Annotated in this window: 21 protein-coding genes; 11 read left to right on the top strand and 10 right to left on the bottom strand. The window is 56.4% G+C overall.

Annotated features, from left to right (window positions below):
- Positions 1–88: 88 nt before the first annotated feature.
- The 3 genes from fhuA to hrpB form a co-directional block, all read right to left on the bottom strand.
- Positions 89–2,305 carry a ferrichrome porin FhuA gene (gene fhuA, locus AAGR08_RS15115; RefSeq protein WP_345827248.1) on the bottom strand — a complete coding sequence of 739 codons (2,217 nt, stop codon included), beginning with the start codon at positions 2,303–2,305 and terminating at the stop codon, positions 89–91.
- 214 nt (positions 2,306–2,519) lie between these two features.
- Complete coding sequence (gene mrcB / locus AAGR08_RS15120) at positions 2,520–5,057, bottom strand: bifunctional glycosyl transferase/transpeptidase (protein WP_345827249.1); 2,538 nt, start codon at positions 5,055–5,057, stop codon at positions 2,520–2,522.
- A 98-nt stretch (positions 5,058–5,155) separates the two neighbouring features.
- Positions 5,156–7,630 (bottom strand): ATP-dependent helicase HrpB, encoded by a 2,475-nt coding sequence (gene hrpB / locus AAGR08_RS15125; RefSeq protein ID WP_345827250.1) that lies wholly within the window; start codon positions 7,628–7,630, stop codon positions 5,156–5,158.
- A gap of 36 nt (positions 7,631–7,666) precedes the next feature.
- Here hrpB and thpR point away from each other — a divergent pair, with 36 nt between their 5' ends.
- From thpR to panD, 9 genes are all read left to right on the top strand, one after another.
- Positions 7,667–8,206 (top strand): RNA 2',3'-cyclic phosphodiesterase, encoded by a 540-nt coding sequence (gene thpR / locus AAGR08_RS15130; RefSeq protein WP_097094892.1) that lies wholly within the window; start codon positions 7,667–7,669, stop codon positions 8,204–8,206.
- Complete coding sequence (gene sfsA / locus AAGR08_RS15135; RefSeq protein ID WP_097094893.1) at positions 8,207–8,911, top strand: DNA/RNA nuclease SfsA; 705 nt, start codon at positions 8,207–8,209, stop codon at positions 8,909–8,911.
- A gap of 182 nt (positions 8,912–9,093) precedes the next feature.
- Complete coding sequence (dksA, locus tag AAGR08_RS15140) at positions 9,094–9,549, top strand: RNA polymerase-binding protein DksA (RefSeq protein ID WP_007888770.1); 456 nt, start codon at positions 9,094–9,096, stop codon at positions 9,547–9,549.
- Between the two features lie 70 nt (positions 9,550–9,619).
- The gene (gene gluQRS / locus AAGR08_RS15145; RefSeq protein ID WP_345827251.1) at positions 9,620–10,555 is read left to right on the top strand and encodes a tRNA glutamyl-Q(34) synthetase GluQRS; all 936 of its coding nucleotides are present in this window, start codon (positions 9,620–9,622) and stop codon (positions 10,553–10,555) included.
- 37 nt (positions 10,556–10,592) lie between these two features.
- Complete coding sequence (gene pcnB / locus AAGR08_RS15150) at positions 10,593–12,005, top strand: polynucleotide adenylyltransferase PcnB (RefSeq protein ID WP_320204508.1); 1,413 nt, start codon at positions 10,593–10,595, stop codon at positions 12,003–12,005.
- A complete protein-coding gene (folK, locus tag AAGR08_RS15155) occupies positions 12,002–12,487 on the top strand; it encodes a 2-amino-4-hydroxy-6-hydroxymethyldihydropteridine diphosphokinase (protein ID WP_097094896.1) in 486 nt (161 codons plus the stop codon). Before pcnB ends, folK begins: the two co-directional genes overlap by 4 nt.
- 42 nt (positions 12,488–12,529) lie before the next feature.
- Positions 12,530–13,324 carry a 3-methyl-2-oxobutanoate hydroxymethyltransferase gene (gene panB / locus AAGR08_RS15160; RefSeq protein WP_097094897.1) on the top strand — a complete coding sequence of 265 codons (795 nt, stop codon included), beginning with the start codon at positions 12,530–12,532 and terminating at the stop codon, positions 13,322–13,324.
- Between the two features lie 15 nt (positions 13,325–13,339).
- Positions 13,340–14,194, top strand: a complete 855-nt coding sequence (gene panC, locus AAGR08_RS15165; RefSeq protein WP_097094898.1) for a pantoate--beta-alanine ligase — start codon at positions 13,340–13,342, stop codon at positions 14,192–14,194.
- Between the two features lie 41 nt (positions 14,195–14,235).
- Entirely contained in the window at positions 14,236–14,616 is a 381-nt protein-coding gene (gene panD, locus AAGR08_RS15170; RefSeq protein WP_007888760.1) for an aspartate 1-decarboxylase, read from the top strand.
- A gap of 75 nt (positions 14,617–14,691) precedes the next feature.
- Here panD and AAGR08_RS15175 read toward each other — a convergent pair whose 3' ends face one another.
- The 3 genes from AAGR08_RS15175 to hpt form a co-directional block, all read right to left on the bottom strand.
- On the bottom strand, positions 14,692–15,462 hold the full coding sequence (locus AAGR08_RS15175; protein ID WP_007888752.1) for an ABC transporter permease: 771 nt from the start codon (positions 15,460–15,462) through the stop codon (positions 14,692–14,694).
- Entirely contained in the window at positions 15,459–16,385 is a 927-nt protein-coding gene (locus AAGR08_RS15180; RefSeq protein WP_049851473.1) for an ABC transporter ATP-binding protein, read from the bottom strand. Before AAGR08_RS15180 ends, AAGR08_RS15175 begins: the two co-directional genes overlap by 4 nt.
- A 202-nt stretch (positions 16,386–16,587) precedes the next feature.
- On the bottom strand, positions 16,588–17,124 hold the full coding sequence (gene hpt / locus AAGR08_RS15185) for a hypoxanthine phosphoribosyltransferase (protein WP_097094899.1): 537 nt from the start codon (positions 17,122–17,124) through the stop codon (positions 16,588–16,590).
- 165 nt (positions 17,125–17,289) lie between these two features.
- Between hpt and AAGR08_RS15190 the strand changes: the two genes are divergently transcribed.
- The gene (locus tag AAGR08_RS15190; RefSeq protein ID WP_097094900.1) at positions 17,290–18,579 is read left to right on the top strand and encodes a cystathionine gamma-synthase family protein; all 1,290 of its coding nucleotides are present in this window, start codon (positions 17,290–17,292) and stop codon (positions 18,577–18,579) included.
- Here AAGR08_RS15190 and cueO read toward each other — a convergent pair.
- Positions 18,572–20,161, bottom strand: a complete 1,590-nt coding sequence (cueO, locus tag AAGR08_RS15195) for a multicopper oxidase CueO (RefSeq protein ID WP_345827252.1) — start codon at positions 20,159–20,161, stop codon at positions 18,572–18,574. The two genes, AAGR08_RS15190 and cueO, sit on opposite strands and share 8 nt — an antisense overlap.
- Positions 20,162–20,338: 177 nt before the next feature.
- On the opposite strand from cueO, the gene AAGR08_RS15200 reads away from it, so the two are divergent.
- Positions 20,339–20,686, top strand: a complete 348-nt coding sequence (locus AAGR08_RS15200) for a YacC family pilotin-like protein (protein WP_097094902.1) — start codon at positions 20,339–20,341, stop codon at positions 20,684–20,686.
- A 57-nt stretch (positions 20,687–20,743) separates the two neighbouring features.
- Here the strand turns inward: AAGR08_RS15200 and AAGR08_RS15205 are convergent, their stop codons facing one another.
- From AAGR08_RS15205 to AAGR08_RS15215, 3 genes are read right to left on the bottom strand one after another with little or no spacing between them, the layout of a single operon-like run.
- On the bottom strand, positions 20,744–21,502 hold the full coding sequence (locus AAGR08_RS15205; RefSeq protein WP_097094903.1) for a DeoR/GlpR family DNA-binding transcription regulator: 759 nt from the start codon (positions 21,500–21,502) through the stop codon (positions 20,744–20,746).
- 6 nt (positions 21,503–21,508) lie between these two features.
- Entirely contained in the window at positions 21,509–22,489 is a 981-nt protein-coding gene (locus tag AAGR08_RS15210; RefSeq protein ID WP_097094904.1) for a D-threonate 4-phosphate dehydrogenase, read from the bottom strand.
- Positions 22,482–23,753 carry a four-carbon acid sugar kinase family protein gene (locus AAGR08_RS15215; RefSeq protein ID WP_345827253.1) on the bottom strand — a complete coding sequence of 424 codons (1,272 nt, stop codon included), beginning with the start codon at positions 23,751–23,753 and terminating at the stop codon, positions 22,482–22,484. Before AAGR08_RS15215 ends, AAGR08_RS15210 begins: the two co-directional genes overlap by 8 nt.
- Positions 23,754–23,894 lie beyond the last annotated feature (141 nt).

The raw sequence follows: 23,894 nt of genomic DNA on the forward strand, positions 1-23,894 counted from the left end.
GATAATCCCTGGTTAATGGGCATTGTAAGGTCGCCATTAATGGCGACCAGAAACTCAGGTGCGCATAAATGCGCACCCTACAAACGCGTTAGAAGCGGAAAGTCGCGGTTCCGACAATCTGCCGCTCAGCGCCCCAATAGCAGGCGTATTCGCGGTAGCAACTGGCAACGTATTCACGATCGAACAGGTTATTCACGTTCACGCCAATCGAAGAGCCCGGCAGGCCGAAACGGGCAAGATCGTATTTCAGCGCGGCATCAACGGTGGTGTAACCGGCTACGTCAAAGTTTTGGTTAACGTTAGCCGCGTCATTGGGGCTGTAGATACCTTTACTTTCACCGACATAACGCACGCCTGCGCCCACCGTTACGCCTGAAAGCGCCGTTTCATGGAAGGTGTAATCGGTCCACAGCGATGCCATATGCTTCGGCACCTGATTTGGCGTTTTGCCCTTCAGGTTGGTGTCTTCGGTATACTCCGCATCGGTGTAGGTATAAGACGCCGTCATGTTGATGTTGGCATTCAGAGCCGCTTTAGCTTCCAGCTCAACGCCGCGTGAGCGAATTTCACCACTCTGAATACTGGCAAACGGGTGGTTAACCGTATCCGGATCGGCCGTCAGATTCTTGGTCTTCGTCAGTTGATAAACCGCAGCCGTGAGGACAACAGGACGATCTTTTGGTACGTATTTCACGCCCGCTTCATACTGTTTAGCGCGGGAAGGATCAAATGCCTGGCCATCCCAGGTTGAACCCGAGTTCGGAATGAAGGCTTCGCTATAGCTGAAGTATGGCGCGATCCCATTATCGAACACGTAGTTCAGGCCACCGCGCCAGGTGAAGGCCTGATCGTTCTGGCGATCAACCTTATCCGTCACGCGATCGTAAACCGAGTTCATGGCGTAATCGTAGCGTCCGCCCAGGGTTAACACCCAACGGTTCCATTCCATCTGATCCTGCGCGTACAAGCCGGTTTGGCGCTGCTTGTTAAGATGCTGATACGGATCATCAAACGGCGTTACGCTATCGTCGCCATATTGTGGATTGACTGCACTCAGCGGTGATGCGGTACCAAACTGCGCATCAATGTCGTTGCGGGTTCGCTGGAAATCAACACCCAGCAGCAGTGTATGATCAACCTGGCCCGTCGCAAATTTGGCTTGCGCCTGGTTATCCACCGCAAACTGATTCAGCTTTTCATTGGAAACGGCAGAACCGCGAATGATCTCTAAAGTGGCCGGATTAAAGTTGCTGCCATAAATACTGCGATAATCGGTACGCAGATCGGCATAGCGCAGATTCTGCCGCACCGTCCAGGTATCGTTGAAGCTGTGCTCAAAGTTGTAGCCCACCATCTTGGTGTTACGCGAGATCTTGTTGCTGTCTTCGCCTTCATCAAAGTTGGTCGGCAATTTGTATTCGCTACCATCAGGACGTTTAATGCCTACAACGGTTCCCTGACGCGGCAGCCAACCGTAATAGCCGGTTTCCGGTTCGTTCTGGAAATAGGTCAGCAGATCGAAACGGGTATTTTCATCTGGACGCCAGCTGAATGATGGCGCAATGGTATAGCGCTTCTCTTTGTTCATATCTTGCTGGGCGTCAGCGCTATGCGCCAGACCGGTGAGGCGATAACTGTACACGCCGTCATCATCAATCGAGCCGCCGAAGTCGAAACCGGTGGAGAAGAGGTTGTCAGTGCCCATTTGGAACTGCACTTCACGCAGCGTCTCCTGCGTTGGACGTTTGCTCACCAGCGATACAACGCCGCCTGGATTGCTCTTGCCATACAGCACCGAAACCGGACCGCGCAGCAGTTCGGCGCGTTCCAGGAAATAGGGATCGATCGCAAACTCTGAGTAGTTATCACCCTGCAGTTTCAGGCCATCAAGATATTGGTTGGTATTCGTTTCGCTGAAACCACGAATCGACAGGGCATCAATGACATTGGAACTGCCGCGGTTGCCGGTCAACACGCCAGGCGTATAGTTGAAAGCCCCTTTCACGCTGGTGACGTTTTTCATCGCCATCTCTTCCTGCGTGACCACAGAGATCGACTGCGGGGTCTTCTCAATCGGAGTATCGGTTTTAGTACCGGTAGCGCTACGCTTGGCGGCGATGGTAGGTGACGGCCCCCACGCGCTCTCCTGCGCAACGGCACTGCCGCCATCCGCGCTGACAACGACAGTATCTTCTGCCAGCGCCTGCGCGCTGAGCGTGCCCAGAGTCAATGAAATAAGCCAGGCCAGCGGTCGACGGGGTGAACTCGGGCGTAAAAAACAAGGATTAGTGCTTCGCGTATTCATAAGTGAGATCTCTCGAAAAAAGTCGATGCAGGCGAATACAAACGAGAATGATTATTATGACGCACGGATAATAGGCGAAATACGCCAATATTCGCAACTTGTAATGGCTTATTGCGCGGGGTTAGCGACCAGATCGCGCATATCCATGATCGCGATTAACAAAGTTGCAGGCATGAAAAAAGGGCGCCGTAGCGCCCTCTGTTTTCTCAGCATGCTATTTGCTGCCGAACATATCCTTAATCCAGCCAGCCACGCCGTCTGAATCTTTCTGCTCGTTTTGCGGCTGCTGCTGTTGCTGCTGCTGTTCTTGCTGCTGCAACTGCTGCTGCTGTTGCTGCACCTGCTCTTGCTGCTGCTGACACAGCGCATTCGGATCCAGCGACCACACCGGCAGAGAACGCCATGTGCTGCTGCCGCTACCACAGATAAAGTTACCGGCAGAATCGACGTTCATCTGCGTGATATCTTCCGGTGGCGTCAGCACCAGCGGCATCGGCGCCTGATTATCGAGATAGCGGCGATAGAGTTGCATCGCCCCGCTCGCACCGTACAGCTTCGATGTCTGGTTGTTGTCGCGGCCTACCCAGGTAATCGCCACCTCTTTGCCATCAACACCGGCGAACCAGCTGTCGATCAGGTCATTGGTGGTACCGGTTTTGCCGGCCAGATGGGCATTCGGGTAACGCGCACCCAGCGCACGCGCGGTACCATGATCTGCCACCTGCTGCATGGTGTAGAGCGTGAGATAAGCGGCCTGCGCCGGCTCCACGCGCTGCGCCTGCGGGTAGCTCTGATACAGCACGGTACCATCTTCAGCAATCACCGAGCGCACAGCCGAAAGCTCCGCGCGGTTCCCTCCACTGGCAATCGACTGGAACGCCTGCGCCACTTCAATCGGCGTCAGGTTCAATGCCCCCAGCAGCATGGACGGCACCGGATGCAGCTGATCTTTCGGCACGCCCAGCTTGGTCCAGGTATCCACGACCGCATCCAGACCCAACGTCATACCAAGGTTAACCGTCGGTACGTTCATCGAGTTGGTTAATGCATCCACCAGCATCACTTTGCCGCTGAAGCGACGATCGTCATTCATCGGTTTCCAGATGGTGCCGTTCGGCTGTTTCAGCGCAATCGGCTCATCAGCGATCCAACTGTTAAGGCGATAGCTGTTCGGCTGGCTCAGTGCGGTTAAATAGGTAGCCGGTTTCGCCAGCGAACCAATTGAACGACGCGCCTGCAGCGCACGGTTATAACCGGCAAACTGCGGATCGGCACCGCCTACCATGGCGCGCACTTCACCGCTAAAGCGGTCAACCACCACCATCGCGGTTTCCAGATCCTTCAGGCCACGCTGTTTTTTCAGCGTTGGAATCCCTTCCACCACCGCTTTCTCGGCCGCATCCTGTGAAATCGCATCCAGCGTGGTGAAAATTTTCACGCCAGAGAGATCTTTCATTTTGTCGCCGAGCTTAGCCTGCAGCTCATTCCGCACCATCTGCATAAATGCCGGCTGCGGCGTGATGACACCGCCTTTCGGCTGCACGCCAAGCGGACGCGCCGACAGCATGTCGTAAAGCTCCTGATCGATGACGTTCTGCTGCTGCAGCAAACGCAACACCAGATTACGTCGCTCCAGTGCCAATTTCGGGTTACGCCACGGGTTATACAGCGACGCTCCTTTCACCATACCCACCAGCATCGCCTGCTGATCGAGGCTCAGCTCATCCACCGGACGCCCAAAGTAATACAAACTCGCCAGCGGGAAGCCGCGGATCTGATCGTTACCGGTCTGGCCGAGATACACCTCGTTGAGGTAGAGCTCGAGGATGCGATCTTTGCTGTAGCGCGCATCCATGATCACCGCCATGTAGGCTTCACGCGCTTTACGCCACAGCGAACGCTCGTTGGTGAGGAACAGGTTTTTCACCAGCTGCTGCGTCAGCGTACTGCCGCCCTGCACCGCTTTACCGGCAGTCAGGTTGGCGAGGAACGCGCGACCAATCGAGTACGGGCTAATGCCATCGTGCTCGTAGAAGTGGCGGTCTTCGGTGGCGATCAACGTGCTGACCAACAGGTCCGGGAAACCGGCGCGCGGCACGAAGAGACGTTGTTCACCGTTTGGCGACTGCAGCATGGTGATCAGACGCGGATCGAGGCGGAAAAAGCCAAAATCGCGGCCGGTGTCGAGGTTTTTAATCTCGCTCAGCTCATTTTTGCTAAACGTCAGACGGGCGTTAATCTGCCCTTCTTTGCTGTCCGGGAAATCAAACGGACGACGCAGCAGATCAATGGTGTTGCCCTTAACGCTGAACTCACCCGGACGCGTGATGCGCGACACTTCGCGATACTGCGTGCCTTCCAGCAGCGCAATCATCTCTTTTTTGTCGTAGGGCATGCCCGGTTCAAGGCTCACCATGCGACCATAAACGGCCGCGGGCAGTTGCCACACTTTGCCGTCGATGCGACTGCGAATTTCCGAGTCGAGATAGACGCCCCAGGCGGCCATCACCACAACAAACACCAGGAAGAGTTTAATCAACCAGCCTAACCAACGACGTTTGCCGCGTGGCGGTCGTTTTCCTTTACCTTTACCTTTTGGTGGCACTGGTCCACTCTCCTCATCTTCTTCGTCAAAATCGTCCTGATCGATATCATCATCCAGCTCCCTGCGGCGACCCCGACGCGCAGTGCTGCGCGGTGGCTTTGGCGTTTTTCCTTTACGCCCAATAGGTTCGCGATCGTTCCCAGACATGCTTTTATTCTCCAGGCATTGCTACGGCGGCGGCCGTTACTCTAACTGCTTTCTCGTGCTGCGCATGGCAGAACCCTCTGAATTCGATCCAAAGCGTTTCACGATGAAAATTTCTTGGTCCGCCTTGTGGGTAAGGCGTTGGCCGGATCGTCCGGCCACGGATGCTTCGGATAGCGCCCTTTCATCTCTTTCTGCACGTCCAGATAGGCACCGCGCCAGAAGGCTGCCAGATCGCGGGTGATCTGTAGCGGACGGTGTGCAGGTGAGAGCAGCTCCAACACCAGCGGTATGCGGCCATCCGCCACCGCCGGATTCTGCGCTTCGCCAAACATCTCCTGCATCCGCACCGCCAGCGCAGGTGGCTTCTCAACATCGTAGCGGATCGGCAGGCGGCTTCCGGTCGGCACAGTGTAATGAGTTGGCAGCACACTATCCAGCCGCTGGCGCTGTGACCATGTCAGCAAATGTAATAATGCGCTGACAAGGTTGATGCCCTGCAATCCTTTCAAATCGCGCACCGTGCTCATCTCAGGTAATAACCAGCTTTCCAGCGTATCGAGCAAACTGTCATCGTCCAGCTGCGGCCACGCCTCTTCCGGCAACCACTGCGCTGCACACTGCACCCGCAAGCGTAGCTGTTCGGACTCCGGTTGCCAGCCCAGTACCGCTAAGCCTTTTTCACGGATCCAGCGCAGCATCGCCGGATGCAATATTTCGGCTTCCGGACGCGCCTGCGGCTGCGCTTTTAGCACCAGCGCACCGATGAGTTCGCGTTTCCAGGCGCGTAACGTGCCTTTCTCCTCATCCCACTCCACGTCGGTGCGTTGCTCAATCAGCGTTGGGCACTCGCGGCTTAGCGCGTCGATGTTCACCGGCAGCGCCAGCAGCATGCGCGCATCCGCCGCGCTCGCGCCCTGCAACAGCACCGGCGCGATCAGCCATTCATAGCGGCTCAACCCATCCTGCTCGTTGAGCATTGCGCCAATGCCGTTCGCCAGCTGATAGCGCGCGCTGTCGCCACGGCGCTGCGCCAGACGATCGGCAAAACCAGCAGCCAGCAGTTGCGGAAACAGATCGGGATTGATGTTGCCGCCGCTGGCGTTAAGGCGTTTTTGCCACTGACGCGCACGGCGTTGCCAATGCGATTGCGGATGGTTGAGCGCATCGCGCAGATCGACGCTGCTGCTGCGCGGGGGATCTTCCAGAATCGCCACCAGCAGCGCGGCGCTGGCAATGGCGTTGTTGTCTTGCCCGGCAGCAACCAGAATGGCACTCAGACGCGGATCGCTACCCAGCGCAGCCATTTTGCGACCGCGCGCGTTGAGCTGGTGATTTTTCAGCGCGCCTAAGCGGGTTAATTGTTCGCACGCTGCGCGCAAATTACGCGGCGGTGGTGCGTCGAGCCAGCTGAGCTGAGCTGCCTCCAGGCAGCCCCATTGCAGCAAGTCGATCTGCAGCGACGTCAGATCGCTGTTAAGGATCTCCGGTTCGCTCTGCGCCGCGGCACGCAGTGCCTGTTCCTGCGGCAGTAAATGCAGGCAGATTCCGGGTTCAAGACGTCCGGCGCGACCGGCGCGCTGCGTCATCGACGCCTGGCTAATGCGCTGCGTTTGCAGCCGCGTTACGCCGCTGCGCACATCAAACTGCGCCGAGCGTTCCAGCGCGCTGTCGACCACCAGACGAATGCCCTCGATGGTCAAACTGGTTTCCGCAATGTTGGTCGCCAGCACCACTTTGCGACGCCCCGCCGGTGACGGTAAAATTGCCTGCCGCTGGGCATCCAGCGATAACGCGCCATATAAAGGTGCCAGATCCACCTCTTCACTGACGCGCGCTTCCAGCTCGCGCTTCACCCGCTCAATCTCTGCCACGCCGGGTAAGAACAGCAGCAGCGAACCGCCTTCTTCGCGCAGTAGCTGCGCCACTTCGCGCGCTACCGCTTCTTCAAAACGTTGCTGGCTATTAAGCGAGGCATAACGGCGTGTGACCGGGAAGCTGCGGCCTTCCGACACAATAAAGGGCGCGTCCGGCAGCAGCTGACGCAAACGCTGGTTATCGAGCGTCGCTGACATTAGCAAGATCTTCAGATCGTCGCGCAGCCCCTGCTGCACATCGAGCAGCAGCGCCAGCGCTAAATCCGCTTGCAAACTGCGCTCGTGGAATTCGTCGAGGATCACCAGCGACACGCCTTCCAGCATCGGATCGTGCTGCAGCATGCGCGTCAGAATGCCTTCAGTTACCACTTCCAGTCGGGTAGTGGCGCCGCAACAGCTTTCACCGCGCATGCGATAGCCGACAGTCCCGCCTGGCTGCTCGTCGAGCAGCTCTGCCAGACGCTGTGCCACGTTGCGTGCAGCTAACCGACGCGGTTCCAGCATGATGATGCGGCCCGGTAATTGACCGTGTTGCAGCAGCTGTAACGGCAGCCAGGTGGATTTACCTGCGCCCGTTGGCGCCGCCAGCAGCACCTGTGGCGACTGCGCCAGCGCGGCCAGCAATTCGGGCAGCACCTCGCTTACCGGTAACTCACTCAAACTCAACTCCCAAAATGCCTGTGCTAAGATGGCGCGCATTGTAGCACTCTACGACGCGGATTACCGGAGGCCAACCTGGCAACGCAACGTCTGTTTTTTGCCCTTGAACTGCCCGCTCCGCTTCAGCAACAGCTGGTGCAGTGGCGTGCAGATAACTTTGCTGCGGAGGCGGGTAAACCGGTGGCGGCGGCCAATTTGCACCTGACGCTGGCGTTTCTTGGCGAGGTGAGCGATGAGACATCGCGCAAGCTGCAGCGGTTAGCCTCGCGCATCGTGCAACCGGGCTTTGCGCTGGATCTGGATGATGCCGGCCACTGGCCGCGTCCCGGCGTGGTGTGGCTAGGTTGCCAGCGTGCGCCGCGCGGTTTATTGCAACTTGCCAGCCTGCTACGCGCACAGGCCGCACGTCATGGTTGTGCGCAGAGTCCACAGCCTTTTCATCCACACGTCACGCTGCTGCGTCACGCCGCGCATCAGGTTACGCTGCCGCCGCGCGGCTTTCACTGGCGCGCTGATATCCGCCATTTCGCCTTGTTTGCATCGAACGTTGCTGGCGGGCGCACGCGCTATCAGGCGCTAGCCCGCTGGCCGCTGCCCTCATCGACAGGAGTATAAATGCAGTTCGATCCGCCGCTCAGACCCGCCCGCTTAATCGCCCGCTACAAACGTTTTTTAGCCGATGTGATAACGCCAGAAGGCGAAACGCTGACCATTCACTGCGCTAACACCGGCGCGATGACCGGCTGCGCCACGCCGGGTGATACCGTGTGGTACTCAACCTCCACCAGCGCCACGCGCAAATATCCGCACAGCTGGGAGCTCACCGAGACCCAACAAGGCCACTGGATCTGCGTGAATACCCTGCGCGCTAACCAATTGGTGCGTGAGGCGCTGACTCTCAATACGATTCCGGAATTATCCGCTTACAGCCATTGCCAGCCTGAAGTGAAATACGGCACGGAAAAAAGCCGAATTGACTTCCTGCTGCAAGCGGAGGGCCGATCGAACTGCTATATTGAAGTCAAGTCCGTCACCCTTTTACATCTAGGTAAAGGCTACTTTCCGGATGCTGTGACGACTCGGGGCCAGAAACATCTGCGCGAACTTAGCACTATCGTGGCAGAAGGCCATCGGGCCGTTTTGTTGTTCGCTGTTTTGCATACGGGGATTGAGGACGTTTCCCCGGCACGCCATATCGACGTGCAATACGCAGAACTACTGGAACAGGCGCAACGCTGTGGTGTGGAAGTGTTAGCGTACCGTGCTCAGATATCACCTTTACAGATATTACTTACGCATCCAATTAACGTAGCGTTGTAATATTTATAGCAATTTGCTGTGATAGGAATGTTCTGGGCGAGGCGCTGAATACGCGATTCTTCAGAGGCTTGTCAAGTAGTGGTCAGGATTAATTGCCAACCTTGATTGCTTCTGCTATTTATAGCGGCCTGTTTTTTTCCCTTTAAGGGAATCGATAGTGCGTGTTATCCAGGAGAAACAACATGCAAGAAGGGCAAAACCGTAAAACATCGTCCCTGAGTATCCTCGCCATTGCTGGAGTGGAGCCGTATCAGGTGAAACCGGGCGAAGAGTATATGAACGACGCCCAGCTAGGTCACTTCCGTAAGATTCTGGAAGCCTGGCGCAACCAACTTCGGGATGAAGTAGATCGCACTGTGTCACATATGCAGGACGAAGCTGCCAACTTCCCGGATCCGGTCGACCGTGCCGCACAGGAAGAAGAGTTCAGCCTGGAATTGCGTAACCGCGATCGTGAGCGCAAACTCATTAAAAAGATTGAGAAAACGCTCAAGAAAGTGGATGACGACGATTTCGGTTACTGTGATTCCTGCGGTGTAGAAATTGGTATTCGCCGCCTTGAAGCGCGTCCGACTGCCGATCTCTGCATTGACTGCAAAACGCTGGCAGAAATCCGCGAGAAGCAGATGGCAGGCTAATGGCCGTGAGCAGACTGTTACCGCACAGCCGGGAAAATGCTGGTTTTCCCGCCGTGCGGTACACTTCTTTATGAACACTTCAACCTCTCCCTGCATCGGGCGCTTCGCTCCCTCTCCTTCTGGTGACCTGCATTTTGGTTCACTCATCGCCGCATTAGGCAGTTATCTGAGTGCGCGCGCGCAACAGGGACGCTGGCTGGTTCGTATTGAAGATATTGATCCCCCCCGTGAAGTTCCCGGTGCGGCAACGCGTATTTTGCAGCAGCTGGAACATTATGGTTTGCATTGGGATGGCGACGTTCTATGGCAGTCACAGCGTCATGAAGCCTATCGTGACGCACTCAGCTGGCTCCAAACCCATCGTCAAAGTTACTTTTGCAGCTGCCCGCGCAGCCGTATTCAGCTGCTCGGCGGCAGTTATGACGGCCATTGCCGCGATTTGCAGCTGCCGCGGGAGAATGCCGCACTGCGCCTGCGCCAGCATGCACCGGTGTATGGCTTTGACGATCGCCTGCGCGGGCATTTACAGGCGGAAGAACGGTTAGCAGAGGAAGATTTTATTATTCATCGCCGTGATGGGCTGTTTGCTTATAACCTGGCGGTGGTGGTTGACGACCATTTTCAGGGCGTGAACGAGATTGTACGCGGCGCGGATTTAATTGAACCCACCGTACGGCAAATTGCGCTCTATCAGCAGTTCGGCTGGCCGGTGCCGGCGTACCTGCATTTGCCGCTGGCAATCAATCAGGATGGCAATAAGCTTTCCAAACAGAATCATGCGCCCGCGCTGCCCACTGGTGATGCGCGACCGCTGTTAGTCCAGGCATTGCGCTTCCTGGGCCAGCCGGTAGGTGAAGGTTGGCAGGATGAATCGCTGGAAAGCCTGCTGAAACAGGCTGTCGCACAGTGGAATATCCGCCTGATTCCGTTGCAGAACGCCATGAAGCCCGATGAAATGACATCGCCATTCCTAAATGGTTCTCAACAGGCTATGATTAGCCGCTGATTTTATTAACACCCTTTTATCACTGTCGAGGTGTCCCATTTTTACCCGAGTCGCTAATTTTTGCCGGAGAGTCCTCAAGCGTGATGAGGAGGCGCCTGAAGAGGTGGAAGCTGAGAGTCTGATGACCGTCATTCCACGAGAAAGCCACAACATCTCACGCAAAGATATCAGCGAAAACGCCCTCAAAGTGCTCTATCGTCTGAATAAAGCCGGATACGAAGCCTACCTGGTTGGCGGCGGCGTGCGCGATTTGCTGCTGGGCACCAAGCCGAAAGACTTTGATATCACCACCAACGCCACGCCTGAGCAGATGCGTAAGCTGTTCCGCAACTGCCGCCTGGTGGGACGTCGTTTCCGTCTGGCGCACGTGATGTTCGGTCCGGAAGTGATCGAAGTGGCGACGTTCCGTGGCCATCATCAGGAAGAGAGTGAAGAAGATCGCAATAGTTCGCAGCGCGGCCAGAACGGCATGCTGTTGCGCGACAACATTTTCGGCAGCATAGAAGACGATGCTCAGCGCCGCGATCTCACCATCAACAGCCTCTATTACAGCGTGGCGGATTTCACCGTCCGTGATTATGTTGGTGGCCTGCACGATTTGCAGGAAGGCATCATTCGACTGATTGGCGATCCGGAAACCCGCTACCGCGAAGATCCGGTGCGCATGCTGCGTGTGGTGCGCTTCGCCGCCAAGCTCGAAATGCGCATCGCGGCAGAAACCGCCGAGCCGATTCCACGTCTGGCTACCCTGCTCAACGATATTCCTCCGGCGCGTCTTTTTGAAGAGTCGCTGAAGCTGCTGCAGGCCGGTTACGGCTACCGCACCTATCAAATGATGCGTGAATATCAGCTGTTCCAGCCGCTGTTCCCAACGCTAACGCGCGGCTTCACCGCTGAAAGCGATAGCCTGATGGAACGCATGCTGGCGCAGGTGCTGAAAAACACCGATACCCGTATTCAGAATGATATGCGCGTGAATCCGGCGTTCCTGTTCGGTGCAATGTTCTGGTATCCACAGCTGGAATCCGCCGAGCGTATAGCGCAGGAAAGCGGCCTGACCTATTACGATGCCTTCGCACTGTCGATGAACGAAACGCTGGATGAAGCCTGCCGTGCTCTGGCGATTCCGAAGCGTATTACCACGCTGATTCGCGATATCTGGCAGCTGCAACTGCGTATGTCACGCCGTCACGGCAAGCGTGCGTGGAAGCTGATGGAGCATCCTAAGTTCCGCGCGGCCTACGATTTGCTGGCGCTGCGTGCCGAGGTGGAAAACAATCCAGAGCTGCAAAAGCTGACGCATTGGTGGGGTGAGTTCCAGGCGGCCGCGCCGGTTCAGCAAAAAACCATGATGACCACGCTGGGCGACGATCCGGCACCACGCCGTAAACCGCGTCGTCCGCGTCGCCGTCCAACCGGGCCACGTCGCGATACCAATAGCGCGCAATGACCCGCGTTTACCTCGCTTTAGGCAGTAATCTGGCCGATCCGCTGCATCAGGTTGATGCAGCGCTGGCCGCGCTCGATGCCATCCCACACACCTCGCGCATCAAAACCTCTTCGCTGTATCGCACACCGCCCTACGGCCCGCCGGATCAGCCCGATTACCTTAATGCGGTGGTTGAACTGGAAACCGCGCTGGACGCCGAAGCCCTGCTCGATCACACCCAACGCATTGAGCTGAAACACGGGCGCGTGCGCAAAGCCGAACGCTGGGGACCGCGCACGCTGGACCTCGACATCATGCTGTTTGGCGACGCCACAATAACTACGCCACGTCTTACCGTGCCGCACTACGACATGCACAACCGCGCTTTTATGCTGGTGCCGCTGCTGGAAATTGCCCCGCAGCTGTCGCTGCCGAATGGACAAGCATTGTCCGCCATTCTTGCCACGCTCGATCGCAGCGCTATCCGTTTGTGGTCTGAGTAACCCGTAGTACACTGCGCGCATCAGAAAACTCTGGAGTGTGTGATGAAACCGACAACTATCTCCCATTTACGCCAACTGAAAGCCAGCGGCCGCAAATTCGCCACGCTAACGGCTTATGACTTCAGTTTTGCCCGCCTGTTTGCCGACCAGGGCATTCAGGTGATGCTGATTGGTGATTCGCTGGGCATGACCGTGCAGGGCCATGAATCGACCCTGCCCGTCACCGTGGCGGATATCGCTTATCACACCGCCGCCGTCCGTCGCGGCGCACCGCATGCGCTGGTGATGGCCGATTTACCGTTTATGAGTTACGCCACGCCGGAGCAGACCTTCACCAGCGCCGCGCAGCTGATGCGTGCCGGCGCCAACATGGTGAAGCTGGAAGGCGGCGAGTGGCTGGCAGAAACCGTGCGCATGCTGACCGAGCGCGCCGTGCCGGTATGTGGTCATCTGGGCCTGACGCCGCAGTCGGTGAATGTATTCGGTGGCTACAAGGTTCAGGGACGCGATGAAGCCGCCGCCGAACGTCTGCTGGCCGATGCGCTGGCGCTGGAAGCCGCTGGCATGCAGCTGCTGGTGCTGGAGTGCGTGCCGGTGGCATTAGCCGAACGCGTCACTAAAGCGCTGTCGGTGCCGGTAATTGGTATCGGTGCCGGCAATGTCACCGACGGTCAGATTCTGGTGATGCATGATGCCTTCGGCATTACCGGCGGCCACATTCCCAAATTTGCCAAAAATTTCCTCGCCGAAACCGGCGACATTCGTGCGGCGATTCGCCAATATATTGCCGACGTTGAGGCGGGCACCTATCCAGCCGCTGAACACAGTTTCCAGTAAATCAGGAGATTTGCAGTGCTGATCATTGAAACACTGCCGTTGCTGCGTCGTGAAATTCGTCGCTGGCGTCAGGCAGGCAAACGTATCGCGCTGGTGCCCACCATGGGCAACCTGCATGACGGTCATCTGACGTTGGTCGATGAAGCGCGAGAACGGGCCGATATTGTGGTGGTGTCGATTTTCGTAAACCCGATGCAGTTTGATCGCCCCGACGATTTGGCGCGTTATCCCCGCACGTTGCAGGACGATTGCGAGAAGCTTAATCGTCATAGCGTGGATGTGGTCTTCGCCCCAGCGCCGGCGGAAGTTTATCCGCAAGGCCTTGATAGCCAGACATTTGTCGAGGTGCCGGGACTCTCATCGCTGCTGGAAGGTGCCAGCCGTCCGGGCCATTTCCGTGGCGTCTCCACCGTCGTCAGTAAACTGTTCAATCTGGTGCAGCCGGATATCGCCTGCTTTGGCGAGAAAGATTTCCAGCAGCTGGCGATTATCCGCAAGATGGTGGCGGATATGGGCTTCGATATTGAAATTGTTGGCGTACCTACCGTGCGGGCCAAAGATGGCCTGGCGCTAAGCTCGCGCAATGGCTATCTCACCGCCGACGAGCGTAAAATCGCGGCGGGCTTAAGCCAGGTGATGAACAGCATGGCTGAACGCCTGAGCAAGGGCGAACGTCATGTGGAAGAGATTATTGAACAAGCGGAAGCCGCGCTACGTGAAAAGGGTTTCCGTCCAGACGGACTGGCCATTTGCGATGCCGCCACGCTGCAAGCATTGACGGTTGATAGCCAACGCGCGGTGATCCTGATGGCAGCCTGGCTGGGCAATGCGCGTCTGATCGATAATCAGCAAGTGGATCTGACGGAGTAACGTTCCGTCGTTTATTAGCAGCATACAAAGGTTATCCCGCTATGATACGTACCGTACTTCAAGGCAAACTGCATCGCGTTAAAGTGACCCAGGCAGATTTGCATTACGAAGGTTCCTGCGCCATTGACCAGGATTTCCTCGACGCGTCCGGCATTCTGCAATATGAAGCCATCGATATCTATAACGTCACCAACGGCCAGCGTTTTTCCACCTACGCTATCGCCGCAGAACGCGGCTCGAAGATCATCTCCGTTAACGGTGCCGCCGCACGCTGCGCCTGCGCTGGCGATATTATGATCATCTGTTCTTATGTGCAGGTAGAAGATGAAGTCGCCCGCAGCTGGCAGCCGAAAGTCGCCTATTTCGAAGGTGATAATGAGATGAAGCGCCTTGCCAAGGCGTTGCCAGTTCAGGTCGCCTGATGCAACAAGGGCGCGGTTTTTATACCGCGCCCTTGTTATTCGGCGGGTCGCCACTGCTGGTGACCGCGACCGTCATTACGTACGTAATCCCCTGCCACGCTGAATCAGCGTATACACCAGCACGTAAAACACCACGATAAAGGCAATTAGCACCGAGAGCGTAAACACCAGCGGCACATCGTTGATGCCGAGGAAACCGTAACGGAAGCCGCTGATCATATACACCACCGGATTCAGCTTCGACACCGCTTGCCAGAACGGCGGCAGCAGCGTCAGCGAGTAGAACACGCCGCCCAGATAGGTTAACGGTGTCAGCACGAAGGTAGGAATCAGGCTGATATCATCAAAAGTGCGCGCGAAGACCGCATTCAGCAGGCCCGCCAGCGAGAACAGGATGGCAGTGAGCAGCAGCGTCAGCGCCACCATCGACCACGAATGCACGTGGAACGGCACGAAGAACAGGGAAATCGCAGTAACCAAAATGCCCACGCACACGCCACGCGCCACGCCACCGCCGACATAACCGGCAATGATAATGTGCGTCGGCACCGGCGCCACCAGCAGCTCTTCAATATTGCGCTGGAACTTGGCGCTGAAAAACGACGACGCCACGTTGGCATAAGCGTTGGTGATCACCGCCATCATAATCAGGCCCGGCACGATAAACTGCATGTAGCTGAAACCGTGCATATCACCGATACGTGAACCAATCAGGTTGCCGAAGATGATGAAATACAACGTCATGGTGATGACAGGCGGTACCAGCGTCTGAATCCAGATGCGGGCGAAGCGGTTAATCTCTTTGCTCCAGATACTCTTGAGCGCCACCCAATACAAGTGCGTCATGCTTTCACTCCTGTTTTTCCCTGCGTCAGGCTGACGAACAGCTCCTCAAGGCGGTTAGCTTTGTTACGCATACTCAGCACCTGCACGCCCTGCGCGCTCAGCTGGCTGAACACACTGTTCAGCCCCTGCTCGCGCATCACTTCCACTTCCAGCGTGGAGGTATCCACCAAACGATACTGGAAGCCCTCCAGCTGCGGCAGCGGGCTGCGCGGAGCGAGATCCAGAATGAAGGTTTCGGATTGCAGCTTGGAGAGCAACCCTTTCATCGAGGTGTTTTCCACCAGCTCGCCGCTCTGGATAATACCGATATTACGGCACAGCATCTCCGCCTCTTCCAGGTAGTGCGTGGTGAGGATAATGGTGGTGCCTTTGATGTTCAGCTCTTTCAGGAAGCTCCACATAGAGCGGCGCAGTTCGATATCAACGCCGGCAGTGGGTTCATCGAGGATGAGCAGCTTCGGCTCATGCATCAGCGCACGCGCAATCATCAGGCGACGCTTCATGCCGCCCGAGAGCATGCGTGCACGTTCGTTGCGTTTGCCCCATAGATCGAGCTGATTGAGGTATTTTTCCGCGCGTTTATTGGCTTCAGCGCGTTCAACACCGTAATAACCGGCCTGATTGACCACAATCTGCATCACGGTTTCAAACGGGTTAAAGTTGAACTCCTGCGGCACCAGCCCGAGCTGACGCTTGGCATTGACCACATCTTTTTGCAGGTCATAACCAAACACGCGCACGCTGCCGCCGGATTTATTCACCAGCGAGCTGATAATACCGATGGTGGTCGATTTTCCGGCGCCGTTGGGGCCCAGCAAGGCGTAAAAATCACCCGCTTCTACGTTGAGATCGAGTCCTTTCAGCGCCTGTACGCCGCCGGGATAGGTTTTGGTTAGCCCGGAAATTTCCAGTGCATATGTCATTGCGAATCCATACCTTGTTGTAGTGACATCAAAGCCAGATGAAAAAAGCCGATGCGCGCGAATCTGCATGCGCTGTCGCAGGTCATTAAGATTAAGAAATCAATGGAGTTTAGCAGAGAGTCGAGCCAGCCCATAAGCCGCTGGCTCACGGGCTGCGCAGTTTATCTCAGGCGGGAGAGATTAGCCTTGGAAGATTGTGCGGTTATTCGCCAGTTGGGATAACTTTGCCGATATACGGCAAATGGCGATAGCGCTGGGCGTAATCGATACCGAAGCCCACCACGAATTCATCCGGAATGGTGAAGCCGACATATTCCACGGTCACATCCACTTCGCGGCGCTCTGGCTTATCCAGCAGCGTACAAATCGCCAGCGACTTTGGCTCGCGCAGGCGCAGAATCTCGCGTACTTTGCTCAGGGTGTTGCCGGAATCGATGATGTCTTCGACGATCAGTACATCTTTGCCGCGAATATCTTCATCAAGATCCTTGAGAATTTTCACGTCGCGGGTGCTCGACATTCCGCTGCCATAGCTTGACGCCGTCATAAAGTCGACTTCATGCGGCACGTCGATAGCGCGGCACAGATCGGCCATAAACATAAAGGAGCCGCGCAGCAGACCCACCAACACCATTTCGCTGCCGCTGTCGCGGTAATGTTCGTTAATCTGCGTGCCCAGTTCGGCAATGCGGGTTGCAATCTCTTGCTCGGAGATCATCACGTCGACGGTATGTTTCATTGCATGCGTCCAATAACGGTTTTTGGAAAGCCACGAAGTCTATCATAGACGAACGGGCGTCTAACGCTGCGCACACAACGCAAACGATTTCGTGGCGAAATTTATCGCGCTGACGTTAACTGTATGGATGAGTTCGCCCCTTCACCGCTTGGTTCTGGAGTTCCTATGACCGCTTCATCCAGTAAAAAAACACAGATAGGTACGCGCGATTTGCATCCGGAAACGCAGATGCTGAATTACGGTTACGATCCGCAGTTGTCAGAAGGCGCGGTTAAACCGCCGGTGTTTCTTACCTCCACCTTTGTGTTTAACAGCGCCGAAGAGGGACAGGACTTTTTCGATTTTGTCGCCGGACGCAAGCAGCCGCCGGAAGGCAAAAGTGGCGGCCTGGTCTATTCGCGCTTCAACCATCCCAACAGCGAAATCGTTGAGGATCGGCTGGCCATCTATGAAGGTGCCGAGAGCGCTGCGCTGTTTTCTTCTGGCATGTCGGCAATTGCCACCACGCTGCTGACGTTTGCCCGCCCGGGCGAAGTGATTCTGCATTCTCAGCCGCTGTACGGCGGCACCGAAACGCTGTTAAGTAAAACGCTGCACGATTTGGAAATCAAAGCGGTCGGTTTTAGCGATGGCACCAGTGAAGACAAGGTGCATGAAGCGGCGAAAATGGCATGGCAACGCGGGCGCGTGGCGCTAATTTTGATTGAAACGCCAGCCAATCCCACCAACAGTTTGGTGGATATCAAACTGATGCAGGAAGTCGCGGATGTGATTGCTCAGCAGCAAGGCTCGCGCCCCATTCTCGCCTGCGATAACACGCTGCTGGGCCCGGTGTTTCAGCATCCGCTGCAGCATGGCGCGGATTTGTCACTCTATTCGTTAACCAAATACGTGGGCGGCCATTCGGATTTGATTGCCGGCGCGGTGCTGGGCAGCAAAGCGTTGATCGGTAAAGTGCGATCGCTGCGCAGCGCCATCGGTACGCAACTCGATCCACACTCTAGCTGGATGATTGGTCGATCGCTGGAAACGCTGTCGCTGCGGATGGAGAAAGCGGCGAGTAATGCGGAGAAAGTGGCGGCATTTTTACGCGATCATCCGCAAGTGGAAAAACTGCATTGGCTGCCGTATCTGGATGCAGAGAGCCCGGCGGGCCAAACCTATCAGCGTCAGTGCAGCGGCGCGGGATCGACGTTCTCGTTTGATATTCGAGGCGGACAACCGGCCGCATTCCGCTTCCTCAATACGCTGGCGCTGTTCAAGCTGGCGGTGAGCCTCGGCGGCACGGAATCGCTCGCCAGCCATCCAGGCAGCACCACCCATTCAGGCGTGCCGCAGGAAGTTCGTCAGCGTATCGGTATCACCGACGCGACCATTCGCTTATCAATTGGCATCGAACACGCCGATGATTTGATTGAAGATATGCGCCTGGCGCTCGAGGCAGCGCTTAACTAACGCTAAAACCGAGCATCATGCCGGTATCTTCATGTTCCAGCAGATGACAATGCGCCATATAGGCATTTTCAGCGTTAGCAACATAGTTGAAGCGCACCAGCACTTCACTGCGCCAGCCGTTGACGCTGACAATGTCCTTCCATCCGGCGCGGTGCGGCTCCGGCGGCTTGCCATTTTCTGACAGGATGCGGAACTGAGTGCCGTGAATGTGGAACGGATGCAGCATCGCATCGCCTTCGCCGGAGATGGTCCACTTTTCCAGCTTGCCGAGTTCAGCATGGAACATCGGCTTGGTCATGTTGAAAGCCTGGCCGTTGATCTTGTTGCCGTTGTGGAAATCATACGCGGCGGCTTTGCCGTGGCTGCTGTGATCCATCGCCATATTGCCATGGTCCATCGGCTTGTCGCCGCTGCTCATGTCCATGTTGCCGTGGTCCATTTTCATGTCGCCCATGGCTTTATCGCCATAACGATCCATAAGCGCCTGCATACCTTGCTGATCAAGCTGCGGATCCATCATTAGCTGCAGCCAGCGGCTTTGCAGGCCATCGGTCGACGGGATCGGCGGCAGATCCACCAGCTTATCCGGCAACGTGCCGCTCGCCATCACACGCAGCGGCAGGATCTGCACCAGCGGAAGGGGTTGATCAAACGGCGCTAACGTCATGCCCATTTGCGTCACGGGTAGCGTTACCACGTCGAAGGTTTTGCCATCCGAGGTATCCACCATCACTTCAAAACGTTCGCCCGGCAGCAGCGGCAGGTTCTGCACTTTTATTGGCTCAGCGAGCAAACCGCCGTCGCTGCCAATCACATACAGTGGGCGACGATCGCTGGTGGAGATGTTTAGCGAACGCGCGTTACAGCCGTTCAATAAGCGCAGACGCAGCCAGCCGCGCGGTACCGCATGCTGTGGATAAGGCACGCCGTTGGTCAGCATTAAATCGCCAAACCAGCCGACGGCGGCCTGCATGATATCGAGTTGATAATCGATTTTCGTGCCCGCTTTGTTCAGCTGTTTATCCTGAAAGATCAAGGGGACATCGTCTTCACCCCACTGCATCGGCAGACGCAGCTTGCCGGAGGCCTCATCTTCCAGCAGCACCAAACCCGCCAGGCCTTGCGCCACCTGATAGCCGGTTTTGCCATGTTGATGCGGATGGAACCAACAGGTCGCCGCCGGTTGATCCGGGGTGAAACTCACCTGTCGCGTGGCGCCTGGGGCGATGATGCCCTGCGGTCCGCCATCGACATCGCCGGGTATTTCCAGGCCGTGCCAATGCAACGTCGTGGCTTCGGGCAGTTGGTTATGAATGTTCACCGTAACGGCTTTTTCGCGCTGTAGTCGCAGAGCTGGCCCCAGCAAGCTGCCGTTGTAGCCCCACGTAGGCACGGCTTTGCCATTCCATTGGCTGCTGCCGGTCATGGCGGTTAAGGTATATTGCCCGCGCGCATCAGGTTCCAAAATGGAAGGAATCGGCAATAACGGGCGCGTGGCGGCCATAAGCGAGCGGCTCCACAACGGCAGCGCGCCGGCGGCGCTGAGTGCGGCAGTCAACTTTAGAAAATGACGACGTTGCATATTCTTATCCTTGTCGTGAATAAGGGCACAGCGTAAACCTTTACCCTGCGGGAGGGTCAAGCACTGAAACAGAATGGGCTGATAAAAAGGCCGCAGATGGCCCAAAAGGGCAAATTTAGCGGAATAGCGTCAATAACTGTGCTAACGTCAATAAATTGTCCCTTGTTGAGAATGATTATGACGAAAAGCATCAAGATCCTGCTGCTGGCGGGACTCCTTGGCTTCTCCTCCACCAGTTTTGCCCTGAGTGAATCCGAAGCAGAAGATCTGGCCGACCTCACCGCGGTGTTCGTTTATCTAAAGAACGATTGTGGCTATCAGGATTTGCCGGACGCGCAGATTCGTAAAGCGCTGGTGTTTTTTGCCCAACAGAACCGTTGGGATTTGAGCAACTACAGCAACTACAACATGAAGTCGCTCGGTGAAGAGAGCTACAAGGATTTGAGCGGCATCGCCATTACCAACGACCAGAAGTGTAAGTCGTTAGCACGCGATTCGCTGAGTTTGCTGGCTTACGTTAAGTAATCAGATTGGGGGCGGTCTGATGCCCTCTCCCACGGGAGAGGGAGACGCTGCAACATGTTAGGTTAACTGCAAACCCAATCCACGCTCGCGCAGGTCGCGACATACCGCTTCATCCAGACGCGCATCCGTCACCACATCGGTCAGGCTATCAATGGGTGCCGCGCAGTACAGCGACCATGACCCGTATTTACTGCTGTCAGCCAATAGTACCCGGCGGCGCGCATTGGCCAGCAGGTCCATCTTCAATCCGGCTTTATCTTCGGTAGGCGTGGTAATACCGCGTTCGATACTCCACGAGTTACAGCTGACAAAGGCGATATCCGGATTGATGCTGCGCAACAGGCGACGCCCATGTTCACCAATACAGGACTGGCTGGAATCATCGATGCGTCCGCCGATTATGGTGGTTTCGATTTGCTTAAACTCGGATAAAAACAGCGCGATATGCAGATCGGCGGTGATGACGCGCAGCTTGAGATGCGTCAGCTGGCGCGCCAGCTCCAGCATGGTGGTGCCAGCATCCAATACTACCGCATCACCCGACTGCACATAACGGGCGGCAAACTGAGCGATGGCCTGTTTTTCCGCCAGATTACGCTGCATCTTCTCCAGCGTGGTGGGCTGGTTGGGAATAAAGCGATTCAGCGTAACGCCGCCGTGGCTGCGGCTAATCACGCCTTCCATGTCCAGCTTAATCAGATCGCGGCGGATGGTCGCTGGCGAGGCGGAAATAGCGCTCACCAGTTGTTCAACGGTGACCAGATTATGACTCTTCAGATAGTCCATAATCTGGTCGAGACGACTTTGTCCCTTCATATTTCCCTATGCAAGCTGCATCGCGAGTTTAATGGAGATTGCCATGCTCGCAGAGTTCGCTTTACCTGTCCAGGCGATATCAAATGCGGTGCCGTGGTCCGCCGAGGTGCGGATAAAGGGCAAGCCCGCAGTAATATTTACGCCATCATAGAAACCTAATAATTTGAGTGGAATATGCCCTTGGTCGTGGTACATCGCCACCACCATATCGTATTGCCCCTCCTGACACTGCAGGAACACGGTATCGGGCGGGCATGGGCCATGTACATCAATGCCTTGTTGTTTCATCTCTTTAATCGCTGGCGCGACGATAGCGATCTCTTCATCGCCGAACAGTCCGTTTTCACCGGCATGAGGATTAACCCCCGCTACCGCGATGCGCGGCTTATCAAATCCCACGCGGCGCAGGAAGCTGTCGGCCATGCCGATCACCGTCTGAATACGTTCACCGTTTAAGGTATCGAGGAACTTACGCAGCGCGATATGTGTGGTGACGTGAATCACTTTCAGCTTATCGGTGTAAAGCACCATGGCGTAATTTTTCGTGTTGGTTAGCTGGGCCAGCAGCTCGGTGTGACCAGGATAAAGATGACCTGCCGAGTGCAGCGCTTCTTTATTCAGGGGGGCGGTCGCAATAGCGTGTACTTCCCCGGCCAGCGCTAACTCGGTAGCACGTTTAACACAGCGCCAGGCCAGATCGCCCGCCTCTTTCTGCACCACGCCCGGTTTTAGCGCATCAGCATCCGCCAGCGGTTCATCAATCACGTTGATAATGCCCGGCGCGAAATGTGCCTCTTTAATCTGATCAAGTACCCGTAGCTCAGCTTGCGGGGTCACATTTAGCCCCATCACCCGGCGCAGCGTATTTGCACAGCCAACCACCACGGCCGGCACGCCCGCTAACTCACCTTCTGCCAACGCTTTAATGATGATCTCCGGGCCAATGCCCGCCGGATCGCCCATGGTAATCGCAATAATTTTATTCACTCAACTTCTCCTCAATAAAACGAATGGCTTCTACCAGGGTATTTTCGTCACCAAAGCCACCTGCTTTGGTCATCACCGGCAGGTGTAATTCACTGTCAAGCAGAACCCCGTGCGGCACACAGCCCGCCACCAGGCCCTGAATCTGGAAACCGCTGGCACCTAACGCCTGCGCCACGGCAATCGCCACATCTCCGCCAGAGAGATAAAGCCCCGCAGGCTGCACCTGACGACAAACGGTGCTGGTTAACTGCGCGAGAAACTGGCAGATGCGTTCGCCTAATGCCTGGCGCGAAACCTGATGCTGCAGACAGAGTTGCTCAATGTCGTGACGCTGATCGGCATGCTGCGTGGTGCGCACCACGCAATGTGCGCCATCGTGCAGCGCCTGCAGTATCGCCTGTTGCCAATCGGCGGCTTGCGGCCAGGCCGGCTGGGCAAACAGCTGGCGGATATCAATGTCGATAATGCGGATGTCGCGCTGACTGGCGAGGCGCGCAATTTGCTGCTGCGCCATCGCGCTCATCGACCCCACCACCGCCAGCACCGGACGCGGCTGACGGGCAGCCAGCAGTTCGCCCAGCGCATCGCTCAGGCCAGAGGCTCCGGCCAATAGCGGCCGCTCATCTAACGCGGCCGCCGCCGCCATTAATAAGGCAAGATCGGCATCCTGCTCGATATCCACCACCAGTAAGCCCTGTTTGCTCGCCAGTACCTGCGTGAGTTGGTCGCCGCGTACCGTGGCGAGATCGAGAGTTTCGCCGGTCAACGCGCTTTGCATTTGCAAACGCGTCAGCACATGGCTGCTGGTGACCGGGGTTTTGGGATCGCTGGCGAATTCGGTATCGATCAAACGCTGCCGATCGATCCAGACTTCACCGTCGCGTGTAGTACGGCCCAGTTTTGGCACCGCCGGCACGACCAATGCTAATTTTTTGCCGCTGGCCTGCAGCGCCGCGCTGATTTCCGCACCGGGATTGCCGCGCAGCGTGGAATCGATTTTCTTAAACAGCCAGCCATCGTTGACCATCGCCTGATGCTGCTCCAGCGCAGTACGGGTGCGACGCGCCGCTTCTTGCGCGCTCACCGCGCGGCTATCGGTGCTGATCACCAGCACATCGGCGCTGCCAGCTGGATGCGGCGTGCTGCTGTCAAACAGCACATGCACGCGCGCTCCGACGCGTGCCAGCCCGCTCCCCGCATCATTAGCACCGGTAAAATCATCGGCAATCACTAAGACGGGTGTTTTCCATGGCTGTGAAGTCATTCTCTCTCCTTAATCGGCTACCGCCGCGCTGTAATGATTATATTCAATCATGATTGATTATATGTGAGCAAGATCAAATTAATCGAAATCAATTTGTCCTATAAAATTAGGCTCTGTAGTGATGGACCTCGCGCCGTTTGA

This window comes from Pantoea sp. BRR-3P (assembly GCF_039621635.1).
In the GTDB taxonomy this organism is placed as follows: domain Bacteria; phylum Pseudomonadota; class Gammaproteobacteria; order Enterobacterales; family Enterobacteriaceae; genus Pantoea; species Pantoea floridensis.

Coding starts and splice junctions, on each gene's coding strand:
- cueO (WP_345827252.1), bottom strand. CDS start 20,161: ATGCAACGTCGTCATTTTCTAAAGTTGACTGCCGCACTCAGCGCCGCC.
- panB (WP_097094897.1), top strand. CDS start 12,530: ATGAAACCGACAACTATCTCCCATTTACGCCAACTGAAAGCCAGCGGC.
- fhuA (WP_345827248.1), bottom strand. CDS start 2,305: ATGAATACGCGAAGCACTAATCCTTGTTTTTTACGCCCGAGTTCACCC.
- gluQRS (WP_345827251.1), top strand. CDS start 9,620: ATGAACACTTCAACCTCTCCCTGCATCGGGCGCTTCGCTCCCTCTCCT.
- AAGR08_RS15180 (WP_049851473.1), bottom strand. CDS start 16,385: ATGACATATGCACTGGAAATTTCCGGGCTAACCAAAACCTATCCCGGC.
- mrcB (WP_345827249.1), bottom strand. CDS start 5,057: ATGTCTGGGAACGATCGCGAACCTATTGGGCGTAAAGGAAAAACGCCA.
- folK (WP_097094896.1), top strand. CDS start 12,002: ATGACCCGCGTTTACCTCGCTTTAGGCAGTAATCTGGCCGATCCGCTG.
- AAGR08_RS15175 (WP_007888752.1), bottom strand. CDS start 15,462: ATGACGCACTTGTATTGGGTGGCGCTCAAGAGTATCTGGAGCAAAGAG.
- AAGR08_RS15190 (WP_097094900.1), top strand. CDS start 17,290: ATGACCGCTTCATCCAGTAAAAAAACACAGATAGGTACGCGCGATTTG.
- panD (WP_007888760.1), top strand. CDS start 14,236: ATGATACGTACCGTACTTCAAGGCAAACTGCATCGCGTTAAAGTGACC.
- dksA (WP_007888770.1), top strand. CDS start 9,094: ATGCAAGAAGGGCAAAACCGTAAAACATCGTCCCTGAGTATCCTCGCC.
- AAGR08_RS15200 (WP_097094902.1), top strand. CDS start 20,339: ATGACGAAAAGCATCAAGATCCTGCTGCTGGCGGGACTCCTTGGCTTC.
- hrpB (WP_345827250.1), bottom strand. CDS start 7,630: ATGCGCGCCATCTTAGCACAGGCATTTTGGGAGTTGAGTTTGAGTGAG.
- AAGR08_RS15205 (WP_097094903.1), bottom strand. CDS start 21,502: ATGAAGGGACAAAGTCGTCTCGACCAGATTATGGACTATCTGAAGAGT.
- hpt (WP_097094899.1), bottom strand. CDS start 17,124: ATGAAACATACCGTCGACGTGATGATCTCCGAGCAAGAGATTGCAACC.
- sfsA (WP_097094893.1), top strand. CDS start 8,207: ATGCAGTTCGATCCGCCGCTCAGACCCGCCCGCTTAATCGCCCGCTAC.
- AAGR08_RS15215 (WP_345827253.1), bottom strand. CDS start 23,753: ATGACTTCACAGCCATGGAAAACACCCGTCTTAGTGATTGCCGATGAT.